Source organism: Bartonella sp. AA126HLJHH, from assembly GCF_042197425.1.
Classification (GTDB): domain Bacteria; phylum Pseudomonadota; class Alphaproteobacteria; order Rhizobiales; family Rhizobiaceae; genus Bartonella.
The window spans coordinates 55,045-77,131 of the sequence record NZ_JBHIRU010000003.1 but is presented as its reverse complement, the minus strand read 5'-3'; the positions used below and the strand labels follow the sequence as shown (position 1 = coordinate 77,131).

The 22,087-nt window shown below is 37.2% G+C and carries 17 protein-coding genes and 1 pseudogene; 5 read left to right on the top strand and 13 right to left on the bottom strand.

Features of this window, described 5'->3' with window-relative positions; translation table 11 throughout:
• Positions 1 to 29 precede the first annotated feature (29 nt).
• Positions 30 to 278, bottom strand: coding sequence for a zinc-finger domain-containing protein (locus tag ACFIQC_RS02755; RefSeq protein WP_375611536.1), 249 nt, complete (start codon positions 276 to 278; stop codon positions 30 to 32).
• A gap of 325 nt (positions 279 to 603) precedes the next feature.
• Here ACFIQC_RS02755 and ACFIQC_RS02750 point away from each other — a divergent pair, with 325 nt between their 5' ends.
• Positions 604 to 2,784, top strand: coding sequence for an RNA degradosome polyphosphate kinase (locus ACFIQC_RS02750; RefSeq protein ID WP_375706698.1), 2,181 nt, complete (start codon positions 604 to 606; stop codon positions 2,782 to 2,784).
• A gap of 6 nt (positions 2,785 to 2,790) precedes the next feature.
• Positions 2,791 to 4,308 (top strand): exopolyphosphatase, encoded by a 1,518-nt coding sequence (gene ppx / locus ACFIQC_RS02745; protein ID WP_375611538.1) that lies wholly within the window; start codon positions 2,791 to 2,793, stop codon positions 4,306 to 4,308.
• A 286-nt stretch (positions 4,309 to 4,594) separates the two neighbouring features.
• On the opposite strand, the pseudogene ACFIQC_RS02740 reads toward ppx, so the two are convergent.
• Together ACFIQC_RS02740 and rnd are read right to left on the bottom strand one after the other, a co-directional pair.
• Positions 4,595 to 4,765 (bottom strand): annotated as a pseudogene (locus tag ACFIQC_RS02740) (helix-turn-helix transcriptional regulator); the annotation flags it as partial.
• A 646-nt stretch (positions 4,766 to 5,411) separates the two neighbouring features.
• Positions 5,412 to 6,566: a ribonuclease D gene (rnd, locus tag ACFIQC_RS02735; RefSeq protein WP_375706697.1), complete on the bottom strand. Its 1,155-nt coding sequence runs from the start codon at positions 6,564 to 6,566 to the stop codon at positions 5,412 to 5,414.
• A gap of 132 nt (positions 6,567 to 6,698) precedes the next feature.
• Between rnd and aspS the strand changes: the two genes are divergently transcribed.
• On the top strand, positions 6,699 to 8,492 hold the full coding sequence (aspS, locus tag ACFIQC_RS02730) for an aspartate--tRNA ligase (protein ID WP_375632183.1): 1,794 nt from the start codon (positions 6,699 to 6,701) through the stop codon (positions 8,490 to 8,492).
• A 780-nt stretch (positions 8,493 to 9,272) separates the two neighbouring features.
• Positions 9,273 to 11,522, top strand: a complete 2,250-nt coding sequence (parC, locus tag ACFIQC_RS02725) for a DNA topoisomerase IV subunit A (protein ID WP_375706696.1) — start codon at positions 9,273 to 9,275, stop codon at positions 11,520 to 11,522.
• 467 nt (positions 11,523 to 11,989) lie between these two features.
• Here parC and ACFIQC_RS02720 read toward each other — a convergent pair whose 3' ends face one another.
• From ACFIQC_RS02720 to rpe, 10 genes are all read right to left on the bottom strand, one after another.
• Positions 11,990 to 13,246 (bottom strand): multidrug effflux MFS transporter, encoded by a 1,257-nt coding sequence (locus ACFIQC_RS02720; protein WP_375611542.1) that lies wholly within the window; start codon positions 13,244 to 13,246, stop codon positions 11,990 to 11,992.
• Positions 13,247 to 13,317: 71 nt separating this feature from the next.
• On the bottom strand, positions 13,318 to 13,650 hold the full coding sequence (grxD, locus tag ACFIQC_RS02715) for a Grx4 family monothiol glutaredoxin (RefSeq protein ID WP_375606638.1): 333 nt from the start codon (positions 13,648 to 13,650) through the stop codon (positions 13,318 to 13,320).
• A gap of 98 nt (positions 13,651 to 13,748) precedes the next feature.
• Positions 13,749 to 13,982: a BolA/IbaG family iron-sulfur metabolism protein gene (locus ACFIQC_RS02710; RefSeq protein ID WP_375611543.1), complete on the bottom strand. Its 234-nt coding sequence runs from the start codon at positions 13,980 to 13,982 to the stop codon at positions 13,749 to 13,751.
• Between the two features lie 58 nt (positions 13,983 to 14,040).
• The gene (gene purL / locus ACFIQC_RS02705) at positions 14,041 to 16,251 is read right to left on the bottom strand and encodes a phosphoribosylformylglycinamidine synthase subunit PurL (protein WP_375630178.1); all 2,211 of its coding nucleotides are present in this window, start codon (positions 16,249 to 16,251) and stop codon (positions 14,041 to 14,043) included.
• A gap of 293 nt (positions 16,252 to 16,544) precedes the next feature.
• Positions 16,545 to 17,216, bottom strand: coding sequence for a phosphoribosylformylglycinamidine synthase subunit PurQ (purQ, locus tag ACFIQC_RS02700; protein ID WP_375613086.1), 672 nt, complete (start codon positions 17,214 to 17,216; stop codon positions 16,545 to 16,547).
• 11 nt (positions 17,217 to 17,227) lie between these two features.
• The gene (gene purS / locus ACFIQC_RS02695; RefSeq protein WP_375611546.1) at positions 17,228 to 17,467 is read right to left on the bottom strand and encodes a phosphoribosylformylglycinamidine synthase subunit PurS; all 240 of its coding nucleotides are present in this window, start codon (positions 17,465 to 17,467) and stop codon (positions 17,228 to 17,230) included.
• Between the two features lie 78 nt (positions 17,468 to 17,545).
• Complete coding sequence (gene purC, locus ACFIQC_RS02690; protein WP_273791179.1) at positions 17,546 to 18,310, bottom strand: phosphoribosylaminoimidazolesuccinocarboxamide synthase; 765 nt, start codon at positions 18,308 to 18,310, stop codon at positions 17,546 to 17,548.
• A 173-nt stretch (positions 18,311 to 18,483) separates the two neighbouring features.
• Positions 18,484 to 19,032, bottom strand: a complete 549-nt coding sequence (locus ACFIQC_RS02685; protein ID WP_375611547.1) for an RBBP9/YdeN family alpha/beta hydrolase — start codon at positions 19,030 to 19,032, stop codon at positions 18,484 to 18,486.
• Positions 19,033 to 19,100: 68 nt separating this feature from the next.
• On the bottom strand, positions 19,101 to 20,408 hold the full coding sequence (gene purB / locus ACFIQC_RS02680; RefSeq protein WP_375613148.1) for an adenylosuccinate lyase: 1,308 nt from the start codon (positions 20,406 to 20,408) through the stop codon (positions 19,101 to 19,103).
• Positions 20,408 to 21,094, bottom strand: coding sequence for a ribulose-phosphate 3-epimerase (gene rpe, locus ACFIQC_RS02675; RefSeq protein WP_375621318.1), 687 nt, complete (start codon positions 21,092 to 21,094; stop codon positions 20,408 to 20,410). Before rpe ends, purB begins: the two co-directional genes overlap by 1 nt.
• Before the next feature lie 146 nt (positions 21,095 to 21,240).
• Between rpe and ACFIQC_RS02670 the strand changes: the two genes are divergently transcribed.
• Positions 21,241 to 21,780 (top strand): flavin reductase, encoded by a 540-nt coding sequence (locus ACFIQC_RS02670; RefSeq protein ID WP_375611549.1) that lies wholly within the window; start codon positions 21,241 to 21,243, stop codon positions 21,778 to 21,780.
• Positions 21,781 to 22,087 lie beyond the last annotated feature (307 nt).

Here is a 22,087-nt window from a genome sequence, read left to right as displayed (position 1 = left end):
GGGGTTATTAAGAAAGCCAAAAAACGCAATTATAATAGCTTTTCTGGATGATATAAGCATCCTGTTGGGTTTGTTTGATCGTATGATAGCGAGGGAACATAACGATAAAGGGTTGAGCAGTAAGGGCAAATTTTCTCATCTGCTGCTCCCATATCGATAAAGATATGAGGATGATCGAATGGGTGTGTAGCGCCTACACACATAAATTCTTTCACACCAATTTCGATTGTTTTATATCCAAGGTCATTTTGGAAATGAGGAATATTGTGATCAGCCATGGCATACAAACTCCAGAATAAATTTTCTCATCAGCTATGATTGGGCTCTTCTATTTTATAGGCGTGAGTTTGTAATAAAGCGTATAATAATGCAAGATGCTTTTTAAGACAAATTTCTCTTCTTTTATGCTATATTAGAATAGTTGTCTTACTTTTAGTGCTTTGCGCATAGCAATAATTCCAAGTACTTTTAAATATTAAATGGAAAAATGATGAGGGAAGTTAGGCATTGATATATTATTATGATGATAACATATTATCAAATGTTATGTGAGATATTTCGTCAAGGATTTTAGAAAATATAGAAGAAAATTATTTAGGATATATGGAACAGAGGGTGGTAGATAAAATTTCTATATCGAATATAACAATGAAAAATCCGGTACGATTTATTAATCGAGAGTTTTCATGGCTACAATTTAATAATCGTGTTTTGATGGAAGCGGCTAATTCGAAACATCCTTTATTAGAACGTCTACAATTTCTTTCTATTTCAGCTGCAAATCTTGATGAGTTTTTTATGGTTCGTGTTGCAGGACTAGCAGCTCAAATTCGTGCTCGCGTTACAGCGTGCAGTGCAGATGGGCACACTCCACAGGAACAACTTGATATTGTATTAGCTGAGATTTCAAAGCTGCAGGCTCACCAACTACGAGAATTGAATGTTTTACGTGATGAATTAAAAAAGAATGATATTGAAATTATTTGTTCTGATGATCTTTCAGAAATTGAAAAATCATGGCTTGAAAAATATTTTCTTGAGACAATTTTTCCTGTTTTAAAACCTTTACCTGTTGATTCTACTCATCCTTTTCCATTTATTCCTAATTTAGGGCTTTCTATTGGGCTTCAATTGTCTGGAGAAACTGATCAGAATTCACACACAGTGTTGTTGTCTATTTCAATGCTTTTAAGGCGTTTTATTCTTCTTCCTCAAGAAGGCAATCATTTTCGTTTTATTGCATCTGAAGATGTTATTTGCCTTTTTATTAAATATGTATTTCCTAACTATGAGGTTAAAGGAATTGGTACATTTAGAATAATCCGAGATAGTGATATTGAAGTAGAAGAAGAAGCTGAGGATCTTGTTCATTTTTTTGAAACTGCTCTCAAAAGGCGGCGCCGTGGGCAGGTTATTCGAGTTGAGTTTGACGCAAAAATGCCAGAGAGTTTACGCCAATTTATAGCGAATAGTCTCGCTGTTCCTGATAATTGTATTAATGTCCTTGACGGATTTTTAGCGCTTAATACGGTATCAGAAATTGTTTCTATTCCCCGCGATGATCTTAAATTTATTCCTTATATTTCTCGTGTTCCAGAATGTATTCGTAAACATAAAGGGGATTGTTTTGCGGCTATTCGTGAAAATGATATTGTGATTCATCACCCCTATGAGACATTTGATGTTGTTGTCCAATTTTTACGTCAAGCTGCTTGCGATCCTGATGTTGTAGAAATAAAACAAACACTTTATCGTACATCAAATGATAGTCCAATTGTTGGCGCTTTGATTGAAGCAGCTGAACAGGGAAAGTCTGTGACTGCTTTGGTAGAACTTAAAGCACGTTTTGATGAGGAAGCAAATATTCGTTGGGCCCGGGATCTTGAATGTGCTGGGGTTCAAGTTATTTTTGGTTTTATTGCATTAAAAACGCATGCTAAGATGTCATTAGTTGTGAGACGTGAGGGAAAACGTCTTCGCTCTTATGTTCATCTTGGAACAGGAAATTATCATCCCATTAACGCTAAAACTTATACCGATCTTTCTTTTTTTTCCACGGATGATGATATCGCTCATGATGTTGCGTTATTGTTCAATTATATTGCGCAATATGAGCGTCCAAATGAAACAATGAAGATTGCTTTTTCACCCTTAACATTGCGTGGTCGTATCTTAGAGCATATTGAGGGAGAAATTGTTCATGCACAACAGGGAAGGTTTGCTGCTATTTGGATGAAAGTTAATGCATTGGTTGATCCTGAAATTATTGATGCTTTATATCGTGCCAGTCAAGCAGGGGTGCAAATTGATTTGGTTGTGCGGGGGATATGTTGTTTACGTCCTGGTATTCTAGGAATTTCGGATAATATTCGTGTAAAATCAATTGTCGGGCGTTTTCTTGAACATAGTCGCATTTTTTGTTTTGGAAATGGTCAAGATTTGCCTAATGAAAATGCACTCGTTTACTTAGGCTCTGCTGATATGATGCCTCGTAATTTGGACTATCGTATTGAAATATTGGTTCCAGTTTTTAATAAAATAGTGCGTCAAAAAATTCTTTTACAGATTATGTTAGCTAATATCATTGATAATCAACAAAGCTTTGATATACTTAAGGATGGAACATCAAAACGTATTACACCGCAGATAGGTGAAAGTCTATTTAATGCGCAGGAGTATTTTATGGCCAATACAAGTTTTGCGGGGGAAAATGAGTCTTTTGAGTCTTCTGTTTCGCGCTTGGTTGCGTTGCATCGGCAACAAGCCGAAATACATAAAGACTAAAATCCAATGACATATAGAGATGCTCAAGGTCGGTTAAAAGGGCGTAAGCCTGTTGCTGTTATTGACATTGGCTCAAATTCTGTTCGGTTGGTTATTTATGAGGGGCTTGTTCGATCACCAACAGTTTTATTTAATGAAAAGATTCTTTGTGGTCTCGGTCATGGTGTGGCGAAAACAGGATTTTTAGAAGAAAAATCGATGAAAATGGCGTTGCAAACACTGAAACGGTTTCGTACGCTTTGTCGACAGATTGGGGCAGATGAGGTCTATACTTTAGCAACAGCAGCAGCACGAGATGCACAGAATGGCGTAGCATTTATTCAGCATGCTGAAGATATTTTGCAAAATAAAATATATCTTCTTTCAGGAAGTGAAGAAGCTATGTATTCAGCATATGGAGTTGTGTCTACTTTTTATCAACCAAAAGGTATTTCTGGGGATCTTGGTGGTGGAAGTCTTGAGCTGATTGATATTGATCATTCTGATGTTGGTGAAGGGATAACGCTCCCATTGGGTGGTTTAAGGCTACAGTATATGTCAAATAATGATAGTGCTGTAGCTACAAAAATTGTACATGAGCAATTTTATAAATCGTCTGTTGTTCGTGCTCGTAAAGGTATAGCACGTTATTTTTATGCAGTAGGGGGGACATGGCGTAATTTGGCAAAACTCCATATGGCAATGAAACACTATCGGCTCCCTGTTATGCACGGCTATGAAGTTGATGCTGTTGAAATGGAGAACTTTTTACGTCTTGTAGCACGTGGCAATATTGATAATATGAGAGGGATTGCAGCGGTTTCTCAGAACCGTCGAAAACTTTTATCTTATGGGGCAATAGTTCTTATTGAACTCATTCAGTGTATGGAGTTTGAAAAGATAATCTTTTCTGGTGCTGGCGTTCGTGAAGGTTTTCTTTATTCACGATTGCCGCAGGCGATTCGACTTTCAGATCCTCTCATTGCAGCATGCACAGAAATGGCTATTTTACGGGCACGTTCACCAAAACAAGCAGAAGAACTCATTGATTTTACGACGAATGCTTTTGAAGTTTTTGGAATTTCAGAAACCGAAAATGAATGCCGTTATCGTCAAGCCGCTTGTCTTCTTGCGGATATTGGTTGGCGTATACATCCAGATTATCGAGGCAATGAAGCAGCAAATCAAATAGCTTTAGGATCTTATCCAGGAATTTCTCATGAAGGGCGCCTTTATGCGGCACTTGCTGTTTTTTTTCGCAATACGAGTTTATTGGTTGATAAAGAATCTCTTCCCATTTTTCAATTAGCAACTCAAAATATAATTGAAAAAGCACGTATTCTTGGCGAAACTATGCGTATTGCTCATCTTTTTAGTGCTTCTGTTGCAGGAATTTTACCTCATTTATTGTGGCATAAAAAAGCAGATCATATTATCCTGCAGATCCCAAAGAATTACGCTGGGTTATTAGGAGAACGTCCTCTTGGACGATTACAGAAGTTATCAAAAATAATAAAACAACCTCTTGCTTTTGAAATTTTTTGATTTTTTTCCTAATTTATTCGTGTTTTATGTCTTAATAATAGGGCCATTGACAGGGATAAACTAGGTAGCCTATCATCATGAGCTGGACAATAGGACTTGTTCCATAACGCCCATGCTAGACACCACGCAAAGCATTTGTAATGCCTGAGCATTCATAAAAGAAAACATAATTTTTTATTCTGTTACTTGAATCACAGGATGGATTTTTCACTTCATAAGCTTCATGTGAAAATGAAAAGTTTTGTCCATTTTTACGTGAAAAGGTTTTCTTTTTATGCTGCGTCGTATAACGTTTCTGTTTAGCTTGCTCGATTATCTTGATAAGATTACGATTGTAACCAACGCGATAAAAAACAAGTTTTAAAGATTTTGGGAGAGATCCATTGGTTACATGACGCTGGAATGTTGAAATACTCATATGAAACAGTTTTGCACTTTCACGGTCTGTCAAAAGAATATCATTTCAGTCATTATAAAATCCTTTCACTATAAAAAATAGAAATAAATCACAACTATTTATTAACCATGATTTTCGAATCCTTTGAAAGGTGTTTAATTTATAAAAAACAGCGCTTTATCATATAATTTCTTATGTGAAACTTTATGAGTCTTATTGAGATGGAGTGAGAGAATCTTACGATATTCGGAGGTCTAATTCAATATAAATAACGCTAGATTATTTTTAGAAATCAATATATTGCTTTTGTTAGGTATTTTAGTTGTTATGCTGGCTCGTTTTTGATTGTTAGATTGCAATCTCGGTAGTTTTTAATACGATATGGTGACGTGAGGCATTATATCTTTGTTTGTTCCTATTGCGAGGCTGCTATTTTTGTAACGAATGCGCTTTTATTATTAAGAACTTTTTCTTTTTAAAACTTTTAAATGAGGAGCTGTCTGTTTTTTTTAGATTATTTTTAATGGGATTGCTATTTGATTAACCTGATAAAGATTTAGCTATCATTTTAATGAGAGTTTACTATTTAATTTTTTAACTTTGTCAGAAGTGGGCTTTATTTATCCTGTTTGCGTTGGTCTATAGGGCATACCAATTGATATAGATAATGAGTAGCATAATGGATTTTTCAAAATGAAAATGTAAATTAAAGCTGTTTTGTGCTTATTTTTCCATCGTTAAAGTAAAACCCTATCTGGCCCTTTAGCAGTTGTTCGGCTTTTTTACCAAATATTTCATAGCGCCAGCCATTCATAGCGGGAATATTTTTCTTTATTCCTCCATTGGCAATTTTTTCTAAATCATTAGATGTTGCAATAATTTTAGGGGCAATGCTGTTTTCATTTGCAACAATTTTTAATAACACTTTGAGCAGATCGATAACAGCGGCTGTCGTATCATTGAGTGGATTATGTTTAGGAATGGGGGGTAAAGTAGAAAGATCCACCTCTAAGCCTTCATGGACAGCTTTGATTAATGATTGAGCAATTGAGAGTTTATCCCAATTCTTATTAAGACTGCGCAATCGTTTTAATGCAGATTCATCTTTTGGTTGTTGGGTTGCTATTTCTATAAGACATTCATCTTTTATGATATGACGACGTGACATATTGTATCTTCGTGCTTCACGTTCACGCCAAGCTGCTATCTTTTGTAATACAGCAAGTTCACGTGGCTTTTTAATTTTTCCTTTCACTTTTTTCCATGCTTCATCTTCTGGCATATCATAGGTTTTAGGATTTAAAAGGATTGTTAGTTCATCATCCATCCAGTGAGCACGTTGATTTTTTTCTAACCTTTTTTTCAATAACAGGTAAACATCTCTTAAATAGGTTACATCGGCAAGTGCATAGAGCAGTTGTTTTTCAGACAAAGGTCGGCAACTCCAGTCTGTAAAGCGGGAAGATTTATCAAGATGATGCCCTGTACAGCGTTGTACAATTTGATCATAGGAGATAGAATCACCAAATCCACAAATTGATCCTGCTATTTGCGTATCAAAGAGAGGGGAAGGAATAACACCTCCAAGATGATAAATTGTTTCAATATCTTGGCGCGCAGCATGAAAAACTTTTACAACTTTTTTATCGATCATAAGGTCAAAAAAAGGTTGTAAATTAATATCTGGTGCTATGGGATCAATCAAAACTGTAACATTTGGTGAGGCGAGCTGTATTAAACACAGTTGAGGCCAAAAAGTTGTTTCGCGGATAAACTCAGTATCGACTGTTACAAAATCAGAGGTACGTAGAGCGTTAAGTGCAATTTCAAGATCTGTTGTTTGTGTAATAAGATTCATCATTTTATTATAATTCGATAAATTAAATTTGTCCTTTGTTGACTTTATTTTTGAGTTTTTATTCTCATATCTTGACAAATGGTTATTAAAAAGCGTTTGTAGCGCATGTGAATATTATAATCAAAGGCAAAAAACATGCATCGTTATCGCAGTCATCATTGTGCGGCTCTTCGTAGATGTGATGTAGGAACACAAGTTCGTCTTTCGGGGTGGGTTCATCGTGTTCGTGATCATGGAGGGATTCTTTTTGTGGATTTACGTGATCATTTTGGAATCACACAAATTGTTGCAGATCCTGCTTCACCAGCATTTAAAGTGATTGAAAAAGTGCGTTCTGAATGGGTTATTCGTGTGGATGGGGAGGTATGTGCACGTGCTGATGAGGTTATTAATGCAGCGCTTCCAACAGGTGAGATTGAAATTTTTGCACAAGAGGTAGAAATTCTTTCAAAATCTGATGAGCTTCCTTTACCGGTTTTTGGTGAGCCTGATTATCCAGAAGATATTCGATTAAAATATCGTTTTCTTGATTTGCGTCGGGAGACTATGCACAAAAATATCATGCGTCGGACTGAAATTATTGCGGCTATGAGACGAGCTATGCAAAATAATGGTTTTACGGAATTTACGACGCCACTTTTGACAGCTTCATCGCCGGAAGGCGCACGTGATTTTTTGGTTCCAAGTCGTGTTCATCAGGGAAAATTTTATGCGTTACCGCAAGCGCCACAGCAATATAAACAGTTGTTGATGATGTCAGGTTTTGATCGTTATTTTCAGATTGCTCCATGTTTTAGAGATGAAGATCCAAGGGCCGACCGTCTTCCTGGTGAATTTTATCAATTAGATGTTGAAATGAGTTTTGTTGAGCAAGAAGATGTTTTAGCAACTATGGAACCTATTATGCGTTCTATTTTTGAAGAATTTGCAGATGGAAAGACTGTGACACAAAGCTTTCCTCGCATTTCCTATGATGAAGCAATGCGAAAATATGGTTCTGATAAGCCTGATCTGCGTAATCCGATCATTATGGAAGATGTTTCTCAGCATTTTTATAATTCTGGTTTCAAAGTCTTTGCTCAAATTTTAGCGAATGATGAGAATGCACAAGTGTGGGCTATTCCAGCTAAAACGGGTGGAAGTCGTGCTTTTTGTGATCGTATGAATGTATGGGCACAAGGCGAGGGGCAACCAGGACTCGGCTATATTTTCTGGCGTGAAGAAGAAGGAAAATTTGAAGGAGCAGGGCCTATCGCCAAAAATATTGGTGAACAGAGGACTGAAGCAATCCGTATACAGCTTGGTCTTGAAAGTGGGGATGCCTGTTTTTTTGTAGCTGGCGATCCAAAAAAGTTTTCATCTTTTGCCGGAGCAGCACGCACAAGGGTAGGGGAAGAATTAGATCTTCTTGATAGAGATAGTTTCTCTTTGGCGTGGATTGTTGATTTTCCATTTTTTGAATGGAATGAAGATGAAAAAAAGATTGATTTTGGCCATAATCCTTTTTCCATGCCTCAAGGGGGAGAAAATGCCCTTGCCTGCCAAGATCCTCTTACTATTAAAGCTTTTCAATATGATCTTGTTTGCAATGGTTATGAAATTGCATCAGGTGGAATTCGTAATCACTTACCAGAAATGATGCTTAAAGTTTTTGAACTTGTAGGACTTTCTAAGGAAGTTGTGAAAGATCGTTTCGGTGGTCTTTATCGTGCATTCCATTATGGGGCTCCGCCACATGGTGGCATGGCTGCGGGAATTGACCGCATTATTATGCTGTTACAAGGTGTTAAAAATTTGCGTGAAGTTGCTTTATTCCCTATGAACCAACAGGCGCTTGATCTTTTAATGAGCGCTCCGTCTGATGTTTCTCCTACACAATTACGTGATTTAGGAATCCGCATGGCTCCTACTCACAAAAATAGCTCATAAAGTTGATAATGGATTGTTTTCGTCTTTTTCTACGTAGAGTGAAGTTTTGATGCCTTTCAAGAGTCAACGGTGTGTGCGTGTACTGTTTGTGAAATTTAGATAGGCAAAACGCTATTGTGTTGATTCTTTATGAGGCATTTTTATTCCTTGTTTCTATAGTGGCTTTTCCCCTTGTGATAGGTGAGGAAATAATTATAATTGCTTGATCATGAATAAATTAGAAATAAAAGAATTCTATAATATTCGGGAGCCTCATTTTAGTTGAAAAAAAAATTAATTATCTTTATATGTCAATATATTATTTATTTTTTATTGAAGTTTTTACAACGTTGTAGCAGAGAATTGTGTCTCTTCGTTTTTATGAGAATAATGTGGTTTTCCATTCTATGGACTTACTCTGAAAAGTTTAAATTTCATAAGCTTTGAACATTTTTTTGGTTTTTCGTAGAAAAACTGAATGGGGTTGTTATACAATTTATCTTTATAATAAAAGATGATGTTTGAAAGGTGCTTTTGTCATTTCAGAAAAGATGAAATAACTCTTTGTGGGCAGTTAAATTATCGTCGAATTTAACAAAGCTTTCAATAAATTACTTAGGACAAGGGGGGAAGGACATGTATAAATTTTTCAAATTGATATAATTTTCTGTTCATGTTCTAATTGCAGCGTTTGTTTTTATGTAATTGACTTTTAATAAAAAAGTCGACTCATAGAAGATTTCATTAAATAAATCCTATAAAATAATTTCTTATTATTGTGGGAATTGTTGTTTTAATACTATGTCTGATAAAATGAATTTACCTTTTGATAAAGAACATATTGAACCAATAGAATTACGTTCTGCTTTACAGGAACGTTATTTGGCTTATGCACTTTCTACGATTACACATCGTGCATTGCCTGATGTACGTGATGGATTGAAGCCTGTCCACCGGCGGATTGTTCATGCGATGCGTCTTCTCAAACTAAATCCTGGACAGTCTTATGCGAAATGTGCGCGGATTGTTGGTGATGTCATGGGAAAATTTCATCCTCATGGGGATGCGTCTATTTATGATGCCTTGGTGCGCTTGGCTCAAAGTTTTGCTGTTCGTTATCCGTTGGTTGATGGGCAAGGCAATTTTGGTAATATTGATGGTGATAATGCTGCTGCCATGCGTTATACGGAAGCACGTATGACTGAAGTGGCTGCATTGTTACTTGAAGGAATTAATGAGAATGCTATTGATTTTCGTTTAACCTATAATGAGGAAGATGAAGAGCCTGTTGTTTTACCAGGAGCTTTCCCTAATCTTTTAGCAAATGGTTCTTCTGGTATTGCTGTTGGTATGGCAACATCTATTCCCCCCCATAATGTTGCTGAGCTTTGTGATGCAGCACTCCATTTGATTGCGCATCCCGATGTAAATGATGAGGCATTAAATCAATTCGTTCTTGGTCCTGATTTTCCGACGGGGGGAATTTTAGTTGAACCTAAAAAAAGTATTGAGGAATCCTATCGTGTTGGGCGTGGATTCTTTCGCTTGCGTTCACGTTGGCATCAGGAACCTGGTAGCCGTGGTTCTTATGTGATTGTTGTGACTGAAATTCCCTATCAGATTCAAAAGTCACGTCTTATTGAAAAAACAGCAGAGTTATTGCTTGCACGCCGATTGCCAATGCTTGAGGATATCCAAGATGAATCAGCAGAAGATATCAGAATCGTGCTGGTTCCTAAAAATCGGTCGGTTGATCCGGAGCTCCTTATGGAGTCTCTTTTTAAATTGACTGACTTTGAAGTAAGATTTCCCCTTAATCTGAATGTTTTGTCTTTGGGAAAAATACCCAATGTCCTTTCTTTGCGAGAAAGTTTGCAGCAATGGCTTGAACATCGTCAAGAAGTGCTTATTCGTCGCTCTCATTATCGGCTTGATCAAATTGATAGCCGATTGGAAATTCTTCATGGATATCTTATTGCCTATTTAAATCTCGATGAGGTCATTCAGATTATTCGTGAAGAGGATGAACCGAAAAAGAAGCTGATTAATCGGTTTGAATTAACAGAAAATCAAGCTGAAGCTATTCTTAATATGCGCTTGCGTTCTTTGCGTAAGCTTGAGGAATTTGAAATTCGTAAAGAATTTGAAAGTTTGAAAGCTGAAAAAGAAAAGCTACAGAATTTGTTAGCTTCTCCTATAAAACAGTGGAAAATAATTTCAGAAGAAATCAAAAAAGTTCGAAACACTTTTGGTCCTGAAACACTTTTGGGGAAAAGACGTACGACGTTTGAAGAAGCACCAAGACATGATCTTGATGATATTCAACAAGCAATGATCGAAAAAGAACCGATTACTATTGTTATTTCTGAAAAGGGGTGGATGCGTGCTTTGAAGGGACACTTGAACGATTATAAAGCACTTTCTTTTAAAGAAGGAGACAGTTTAAAGTTAGCCTTTCCAGCATTTACGACCGACAAGATTGTGCTGATCAGTACGGGGGGGAAGTTTTTTGCTATTGGTGCAAATAATTTACCTGGAGGGCGGGGACATGGTGAACCTATTCGTCTCTTAGTTGATATGGATGATGAGCACGATGTTCTCACAGCGTTTGTGCATCACGCCGAGGAAAAATTGCTCTTGGTTTCATCTCACGGTAATGGTTTTATTGTTTCTTCTGCAGAAGTGATCGCCAATACACGAAAAGGAAAGCAAGTGATGAATGTGAAAGCTCCTGATAAGGTAAAGCTTTGTGTTCCGGTAAATGGTGATCATGTTGCTGTAGTCGGTGAAAACCGTAAAATGCTTATTTTTTCTATTGAACAAATACCAGAAATGAATCGCGGTAAAGGTGTTCGTTTACAGCGTTATAAAGAAGGTGGTGTTGTTGATGCCAAGACTTTTAATTTATCAGAAGGCTTAAGTTGGCAAGATATAGCTGAACGAATCTTTAACCGTCAAGCTGATGATCTCATTGAATGGATGGGAATGCGTGCGGGCGTCGGGCGTTTGGTTCCAAGAGGATTTCCAAAATCAGGAAAATTTATCAATTAAATGTATTTTATAAATGGGAAAGTTTCCTATGGTTTTATGATTGTGTAAGATATTAATTTATAAAGATAATTTATTATTTTTTATATTGAACGAAAGACCTAAAGCGTAAGTTTTTCTCTTATTTCGATCTTGTTTAGGTTAAACCAATCAAAACTGTTTGTTTGCCTGTCATGAGATGAGAGACTAGCCCGTCTTCATAAAAACTATTGAAGAAAAGAATCAAAATATTTTTTAATAAACCGTTTCACAGACAAGAGTTGTTGCAACAATAGGTATGTTTGTTTTTTTACATTATACCATTTATGGGTGCTGTCGTGAAATGATTTGATATTTCGAGAGCTGTACCTTTAAACAAACAATGTGAATGTTTAACACAAGAGTGTTCTATTTGGAGATGTTTTATTTTGTCTGATAGGTTTATTTTCTTATTGTTCAAGAGAGATGTTATTAATCTTTCGTAGTAATATTTATTCGTTAGGATTACTATGATATTGCCTAAAAAGATGACCACGTTCAGCCCATAAGACGAGAAGTATGGCAGTGAGACTCAGAAAGAAAAATCCTGCTGAGTTTGGGATGGTTGTTTCATCGAATTGTTGGGCAATAAAAAAGCTAAGTCCTGCGCCGATAGATGTTTGAAGAAAGCCGGATACAGAAGAAGCTGTTCCAGCTATTTCTCCTACAGGTTCAAGAGCGAGTGTATTGAAATTGGCCATAATACCACCGCAGGTAAACATTAATATACAATATAACGTCATATAAAAAGGAAAAGGGATAACACCACCTGCTAAGATGGACCCAATAAACCAAATGCATGAAGTGGCACAAAAGAGCAAAAGCATAGTATGAGCAATACGCCGCATTCCAAGGCGTCCAACGAGTTGAGAGTTAAAGAATGATGATAGAGCTTGAAATGCAGCACCAACTGCAAAAGCAATAGGGAACCAAAGTCCTAGATTATAGATCCCTTCATATGTTTGTTGTGATGTATTAACGGCGGTAAAGATACAGCCTAAAATAATGGAAGTTGCAAGTGTATAGCAAAGTGTTGTGCGATTGGTTATTACAATCCATAAGTTGTGTTTAACTGAAGAAAAGGAAAGAGAGCGTTGCGCATAAAGAGTTTCAGGCAAGCGCAGTTGAATCCAAATCATCAGTCCTAAACCAATCATTGCCATGAAAATAAAAATATATTGCCAATGTCCAAGAAGTAAAATGATCTGTCCTGTTGCGGGACCAACCATTGGTGCAACAAGAAAAACCATCATAACAATAGACATAACTTCTGCCATTTTTCGACCACTGTAAAGATCACGTACGACGGAAACTGTAAGAACTCGCATAGCAGCCCCTCCAATACCTTGCAAGATACGTAAAATAAGTAAGAGAGAAAAATCAGTTACAAAGGCACAGCCAATCGCCGTAAATGAATAAAAAGCGAGCCCGAGAAGAATAAGTTTACGTCGTCCATACCTATCGCTTATTGGACCGAAAAATATTTGAGCAATACCATAGCTAATAAGATAACTCGAAATGATATAATGTTGATCATTTTCATTGAGAACATTTAAGCCGTCTAAAATATCGGGCATAGCTGGCAGCATAATATCAACAGCTATAGCGTTAATAGCCATGAGCGAAGCAATAAGAATAACAAATTCTTTATAGCCAATTTTGTTTCTAATCGCATCTCTATGCGTTTGTTCATCGACTGAATATGACATATGGCATCCTTGAAATAAAAATTTCGTCTGAAAACAGCTCTTTTTAAGAGTCTGAATAAAATGAAAGATACCTATGATTGATTACATGGAATATTTTTTTCTTTCAAAAGTTCCTGTAACTCATTGTTTTGAAACATCTCTTTAACAATATCACAGCCTCCGATAAATTCACCTTTGATATAAAGCTGTGGAATTGTTGGCCAATTTGAGTAATCTTTAATCCCTTGACGCAATTCGTTAGAAGTTAAGATATTAATCCCTTTATAATTCAATCCTAAATAATCAAGAATTTGAACAACTTGTCCCGAAAACCCGCATTGCGGAGCGTCAGGTGTTCCTTTCATGAATAAAATGACGTCGTTTGTTTTAATTTCGTTGTCAATAAAATCATGAACAGTGGTCATTTTTATCCCTCGATATTTCAGATTCTTATCAGTGTGTAATTTATATTCATACTGCTTTTAATCGTATTAAATGTGTGAATGCAAGAAGAAATTTTAGATTATTTTGGGACATTTGTTTGCAACATTAAGGCGTGAAGGTCATTTCCCATATTGCCTTTAAGGGCATCATAGACCATTTTATGTTGTTGAACACGGGTTTTACCACGAAAACTTTCAGAAATAACTTCTGCAGCATAATGTTCCCCATCTCCAGCAAGATCACGAATTCTTACTGTAGCATCAGGAATGCCTTCACGAATAAGCGTTTCAATTGCATGGGCACTCATTGCCATCATTATTCTCCTATGTTGTTCATTTTTTATAAAGGCTGTTTAAGAGAAAAAACAATTTTTACTCTTCACCCATAAATTGTGGAAACCAGTTTTCATAGGCTTTTGTGAGTTTGTCTATAGAAAGTTTTAGTATTCCATCTATATCAAGTGCATCACCTGCAACTTGACCTAGCTTTGTTAAAGAAACTGTATTGATTTGTGCGAGCTCTTTAAGACTATTAAGAGAGTGAGGTTTGACGGCTAAAAGATAACGTCCTTGGTCTTCTCCAAAAAGTTCTGCATGATGGAGTGATTTATTGCTTAATTTTACTTTGATTCCTTTACCTGCTTTAATCACCATTTCAGCAAGTGCTATCGCTAATCCTCCGTCAGAAAGGTCATGGGCGGCGTGAATAAAACCACGATGTATGACATCTCGAACAAATTGACCATGCTTTTTTTCAAGTTGTAAATCTACAGGTGGGGGGGCGCCTGCATCAATATTTAAAATGTTACGTGCATAGATTGATTGTCCTAAATGGGAGCCGCAATTTCCTACTAAAACAAGAATATCTCCATTTTGCATACCACTTATTGTTACCATTTTAGACCAATCATTAAGAAGGCCTACACCAGCAATTGTGGGGGTTGGAAGAATGGCTTCCCCATTTGTTTCGTTGTAAAGAGAAACATTGCCTGAAACGATAGGAAAATCAAGGATTCTACAAGCTTCTCCTATACCTTTAATAGCAAAAACCAGCTGTCCCATAATTTCAGGTTTTTCAGGGTTACCAAAATTGAGATTATCTGTAGCAGCCAGTGGTGTTGCACCTGTCGTACTAATGTTTCGCCAGCATTCTGCGACAGCTTGTTTCCCCCCTTCATAAGGGTCTGCTTCACAATAGCGAGGTGTTACATCAGAAGAAAAAGCAAGAGCACGTTTGCTGTTGTTTCCTACACGGATAACGCCTGCATCACCTCCTGGACAAACAAGGCTATTTCCTTGGATAAGGGTATCATATTGTTCATAAACCCATCGCCGAGAACTTTGATCAGCAGAATTCAATAAGCACAGAAGCGCATCACCAAGATTTTCAACTTTTTTGACGTCTTCTGCTTTCAAGGGTGTTTTTTTTGCCGGCTCACTCCAAGGACGATCATAAACAGGCGCTTCATCACCAAGCTCTTTGATGGGAAGATTGACAACTTCTTCCCCTTGATGAAATACACGAAAACGTAAATCATCGGTTGTTTTTCCAATGATAGAAAAATGTAGTCCCCACTTATGAAAAATTGCTTCTGCTTGCTTTTCTAGTTCTGGTTTAAGGACCATGAGCATACGCTCTTGACTTTCAGAAAGCATCATTTCATAGGCTGTCATGTTTTCTTCTCGAACAGGAACTGTATCAAGATTAAGCTGTATCCCCAGATTTCCTTTTGCTCCCATTTCAACGGCAGAAGAGGTGAGTCCTGCTGCCCCCATATCTTGGATAGCAACCACGGCTCCAAGTTCCATGAGCTCTAAACATGCTTCAAGGAGACATTTTTCTGTAAAAGGATCACCGACTTGAACGGTTGGACGTTTTTCACTGATTGAAGAATCAAATTCAGCAGAAGCCATTGTTGCTCCACCGACACCATCACGTCCTGTTTTTGCACCCAGATAAACAACAGGGAGTCCAATACCTTGTGCTTTAGAATAAAAAAGGGCGTCTGTCTTTGCAATACCGGCGACAAAAGCGTTAACAAGGATATTGCCATTATAACGCTCATCAAAATTTACTTCTCCACCAACCGTTGGAACACCAAAAGAATTGCTGTAACCACCTATTCCAGAAACAACACCAGAAACAAGATGGCGTGTTCGTGGGTGATCAGGAGCACCAAATCGCAATGCATTCATAGCAGCAACAGGACGGGCTCCCATTGTAAAGACATCACGTAAAATACCACCAACACCTGTCGCTGCACCTTGATAAGGTTCAATATAAGAAGGGTGGTTATGGCTTTCCATTTTGAAAACAACACATTGTCCTTCGCCAATATCGACAACACCAGCATTTTCACCAGGTCCTTGGATGACACATTTTCCTTCTGTCGGAAGAGTTTTTAGCCATTTTTTAGATGATTTATAGGAACAATGTTCGTTCCACATCGCAGAAAAAATTCCTAGTTCAGTAAATGTTGGTTCTCTACCAATTAACGTTAGGATACGTTGATATTCATCTTCTTTTAGCCCGTGTTGTGCAATGAGTTCTGATGTAATAGTGATGTTATTGCAAGGCTTCATGAGTATTTATCCGTCAAATTAATCGAAATTTAGTATTTTTATTTTTTTAACCTAGCAGCTTATATTATAAACAATCATGTTGTTTAATAATAAAAATATTTATAGACAGTAAGCTGAAGATTTTGTCCGTTTGTTTGGTGGGATTTAAGACTAAAAATGGTCTTAAATAATTATGTGTTTAGAAAATAATATCCATTGTTGTTTGTGAAGAGCTTTGTTTATAGCTTTATGAAGCAAGAAATGGTATAAATCCTTATTTTTTTAAATTATGGAGCGCGAGTATTTTTGCAGCATTATCCATTTACTAACTCTAAAGCACTTTGAAAAAGTAAACGACCGTCAGTACCTCCGTGGGCGGGTTCAATAAAGTTTTCAGGATGGGGCATCATACCAAGAATATTACCAGCTTTATTAACAATACCAGCAATATCTTTCATTGAGCCGTTCGGGTTTGTATTTTCTGCATAGCGAAAAACAATTTGTTCATTGTCTTCCATTTGTTTCAATGTTTCACTATCAACAAAATAATTTCCGTCATGATGGGCAACAGGACAACGAATAATTTGTCCTTTAGAATAATATCGAGAAAATTTTGTCTTGGCGTTGACGACTTCAAGCTTGATTTCACGACAAACAAATTTTAAAGAAGCGTTACGCATTAAAGTACCGGGTAATAATCCTGCTTCCAACAAAATTTGAAATCCATTACAGATACCTATAATTGTCGTACCTTCTTGTGCTTTTTCACGAATGGCTTTTAAGACGGGAGTTCGCGCTCCAATCGCACCACATCTTAAGTAGTCGCCATAGGAAAAACCACCAGGAATAATAATAACATCTACATCTGGAATTGTTGTTTCTGTTTGCCAAATTTTTAGTGGCTCAACTCCCGTTATATGATGTAATGCTGCAACCATATCTCGATCACGATTTAATCCAGGAAGTTGAATGATGGCAGTTTTCATGAGCGTTTCACTTACAGAAGTTCGATTGTATAATTTTCGATGACAGTATTTGCGAGTAACTCTTCACACATTTGTTCAAGTTTTTTCTTTGCAGTTTCAGAAGGTAAATCATCAAGAACAATATCAAAAACCTTTCCTTGACGAATAGATTGAATGCCTTCGAAAGCCAAACTTTTTAAAGCACCGACAATTGCTTCTCCTTGTGGATCAAGAACGCTTTCTCTTAAAGTAACCGTAATGCGTGCTTTCATTTTTTGCTTCCTGCTTGTTAAAAGAACCTCTCCTTTGAAGAGGGGGGGTTGTATAAGGTGATGTTTTTTACCTTGTTTTTACTTTACGAGAACGGGACCACTTGGTCGTGTTGGTTCGTTTTCATTCATAATACCAAGACGTTTGGCAACTTCTTGATAGGCATTAATAAGCCCTCCCATATCACGACGAAAACGGTCTTTATCCATTTTTTCTTGTGTGTGCATATCCCATAGTCGTGCAGAATCAGGAGAGATTTCATCAGCAAGAACAATGCGCATTGTTTCATCTTCCCACAGGCGACCAAATTCCATTTTAAAATCAATTAATTGGATGTTAACACCGGCAAAAAGCCCAGAAAGAAAATCATTAATACGAATTGAAAGTTGCATGATATCTTCTATCTCTTGTGGCACAGCCCATCCAAAAGCTGTGATATGTTCTTCCGTTACCATAGGATCATCGAGAGAATCATTTTTATAGTAGAATTCAATGATGGATTGCGGAAGCGGGGTTCCTTCTTCCAGTCCTAAACGCTTAGCAAGAGAGCCGGCAGCAACATTGCGAACAACAACTTCCAACGGAATGATTTCCACCGCTTTAATAAGCTGTTCGCGCATGTTTATACGTTTGATAAAATGTGTTGGGATGCCCAAACGTCCAAGATGGCTAAAAATATGTTCCGAAATTCGGTTGTTTAAAACGCCCTTTCCGTCGATAATTTCATGTTTTTTTGCATTAAAGGCAGTTGCATCATCTTTAAAAAATTGAATATAAGTCCCTGGTTCAGGTCCTTCATATAAAATTTTAGCCTTGCCTTCATAAATACGGTGGCGACGATTCATCATGATTCTCTATTTATCTTGAGAGGTTTTTAATAACATTGATAAATGATACTATCCTAATTGATAGAATTTCTCAATGATATTGCTATGATACTTTTATAATTTTTATCATTACACGTTTACCCAAAGGTGAAGATACATAAGCGATGAGAAAGAAGATCACCTCTTTTGGATCAAATTTTTGCAAGAAAGTGAGAGAGGACCATAAGCCCTTCAGGCCAAGGTCCGTGTCCGGATTCTGCGTTAATATGGCCAGAATACCCAGCATCAACAAAGAGTGATCCCCAATCATTGGCAATTTTTTCTGCTACTGAAAATTGACAAAACTCATCGTTGCGACTGGCTATGACAATAGAAGGAAAAGGAAGCTTTTGGCGATGATAGGGGCCAAATGTCATTAAATGTTTGGGACGTATTTTTTCATTGGCGACATCTGGAGGTGCAACAAAGAAAGCGCCACAAATTTTTTCTGTATTTTGTACAGTTGCATGAATAACACTGGGAACTCCTAATGAATGAGCAATAAGCATAACAGGCCTTTGAGCTTTTGCGATGGCGGTTTTAACTTTGTTAACCCACTCTTCACAAACAGGCTTTGACCAATGGAGTTGTTCAATGCGGCTGGCTGTCGACAATTTTTTTTCCCAGCGTGTTTGCCAATGATCTGGACCAGATCCTTTGTAACCAGGAACAATAAGAATATCGAGTTGATTTGCTTTCATGAATTGTTTTCTTTGTTACAACAGATTTTTGATCATAGGTTGAATGGATTTTGGTTTTCTATGTCGCTTTATTGTTCTTCAAAAACACGTTTAAAAATCGTATTGATATGTTTGGTGTGGTAAGAAAGATCAAATTTTTCGCGAAGTTCTTCTTCACTTAAAGCTTTGGTAACATCTTTGTCGTTGAGGAGTTCTTCTAAAAAATCTTTTCCTTGTTCCCAAACTTTCATCGCATTTCGTTGTACAATCCGATAAGAATCTTCACGACTAATCCCTGCTTGTGTGAGTGCTAAAAGAACCCGTTGTGAGTGAACAAGACCGCGGAATTTATTGAGATTTTTTTGCATATTTTCTGGATAGACAATGAGATTTTCAATGACAGATGTGAGGCGAGAAAGAGCAAAATCAAGTGTAATAGTCGCATCTGGAGCAATATAACGCTCAACAGATGAATGGGAAATATCACGTTCATGCCAAAGAGCTACATTTTCCATGGCTGGGAGTGCAAATGCACGTACCATACGGGCTAATCCAGTTAAATTTTCTGTTAAAACTGGATTACGTTTATGAGGCATTGCCGATGAACCTTTTTGCCCAGGTGAAAAATGTTCCTCTGCTTCAAGAACTTCTGTTCGTTGTAAATGGCGTATTTCTATTGCTAGCCTTTCAATAGAGGAAGCAATAACACCAAGTGTTGCAAAAAACATAGCATGACGATCTCTTGGTATTACTTGGGTGGAAACCGGTTCAGTACGCATTTTCAAGGCTTTTGCTACATGTTCTTCAACGCGTGGATCGATATTAGCAAAAGTTCCTACAGCTCCTGAAATCGCGCAAGTAGAAATTTCTTCTCGTGCAGCAAGAAGACGTTTGCGACAACGAGAAAATTCAGCGTATGCAAGAGCAAACTTGATTCCAAATGTTGTCGGTTCAGCATGAATGCCATGACTCCGCCCAATGGTGATTGTCTCTTTATGCTCAAAAGCACGTCTTTTTAATGCTTCAAGAAGTTGATCTATATCCTCTAGCAAAATATCACTCGCACGCATCAATTGAATGTTCAGCGTTGTATCGAGAACATCAGATGATGTCATGCCTTGGTGGATAAAACGTGCCTCTGGTCCAATGAATTCAGCTAGGTGGGTTAGAAATGCGATAACATCATGTTTGGTAATTGCTTCAATTTCATCAATACGATTGACATCAAATTTAGCTGCTGCCCCTTTTTCCCAAATGACTTTGGCGGCTTCTTTCGGAATAATCCCTAAGTGAGCAAGAGCATCACAGGCATGGGCTTCAATTTCAAACCAAATACGATATTTTGTTTCAGGAGACCAAATTGTTACCATTGCAGGGCGGGAATAACGTGCGATCATCATTTTTTTCCTTGTTGTGAGAGGATTGCGGCTTGGCGCAATGCACTAATACGTGTTTTGTAAAGCTCTTTATTGCCATCTTTATAAATTGCAGAGCCTGCGACAAATACATTTGCACCAGCTTTTGCAGCTATCCCAATTGTATCAACGGTGATACCACCATCAACTTCAAGATCAATAGGGCGGTTTGCAATCATGCTTTTAACGCGCTTAATTTTATCTTTTATTTCTGGAATAAAACTTTGTCCACCAAAACCGGGATTGACCGTCATGATGAGAATGAGATCTAATTGATCAAGCAAATATTCAAGTACATGTTCAGGGGTGCTTGGATTGAGTGCGATTCCTGCTTTTTTCCCCATTTTTTTGATTGTTTGTAATGAACGATGAAGATGTGGACCTGCTTCAGCATGAATAGTTATAATATCTGAACCTGCTTTTGCAAAAGCTTCTAAATAAGGGTCTACTGGTGCGATCATCAGGTGGACATCAAATATTGCTTTTGTTAATGGGCGCAGAGCTTTGATGATTTCAGGACCAAAGGTGATGTTAGGAACAAAGTGCCCATCCATAACATCAAGATGAAGCCAATCTGCACCAGCATCAACAACATCTAACATTTCTTGTCCAAGTTTAGAAAAATCAGAAGCCAAGAGAGAAGGCGAAATGAGATGAGAATGGGGCATTAAAATCTCCTTAGATTGGCAGTTTTTATCATATCACTGTGTATACACAAATATTTTTTGTGTTATGACGGAAAAGAAAAAATATGTATTATAGGTCTTTTTATGGAAAGATTGCTTGAAATTTTAAAGCTTTATAAGTGAAAGATATGTCGAATCATAAAACATATTTGATGCCTGAACTTCAACATAAACATACTATTGCGGTTTCTTCCCAAGAATATCGAGATGCCATGAGTCTTTTTGCAGGAGCTGTGCATATTGTGACAACAAATGGTATTAAGGGAAGACGTGGGGTGACTGTTTCGGCGTGTTGTTCTTTATCTGATGATCCTCCAACCCTTCTTGTTTGTCTCATGCGTCATAATTTAAAGAATCAGGTGTTTATGGAGAATGGAAATTTTTGTGTTAATAGCTTGGCAGGAAAACATCGCTCATTAGCGGATGTTTTTTCGAGGCGTTGCAATTCTACACAAAATGAGCGTTTTGATGTTGCTCAATGGGGAGCTTTGCAAACGGGGGCGCCTAGTCTTTCAGACGCTCTAGCGTCGTTTGATTGTCGTTTGATTTGTTGGCACGAACACGCAACCCATTGTGTTTTGATTGGTGAGGTTGTTGCAATCAACTGTAATAAAGAAAAAGATGCTTTGATGTATTTGAAACGTGAATATCACACTTTGCCTTTATAAAGATTTTATTTTTTGCATTGATGAAATGATTTATTGTTGCTTCATTTAGATTTTTAACAATGTAGGGAGTAGGGGAGGGATGGCTCTGATATCTGATTTCCTTCTTTTTAAAGTTTTTCAATAAGCGAGAAAAATGATTCTGGATGAGATTTGATCAAGAATTCAATCTACATAAAAAAGCGATCAAACCTAAACAGTGCATTTAGATATATTCGTCGATTGTTATGAAAAAACATTTTACTCTTGTGTTGATGGGTATTGCACAATATATAGACCGCACATAGCATATGTGGAGGTTTTTTATTGC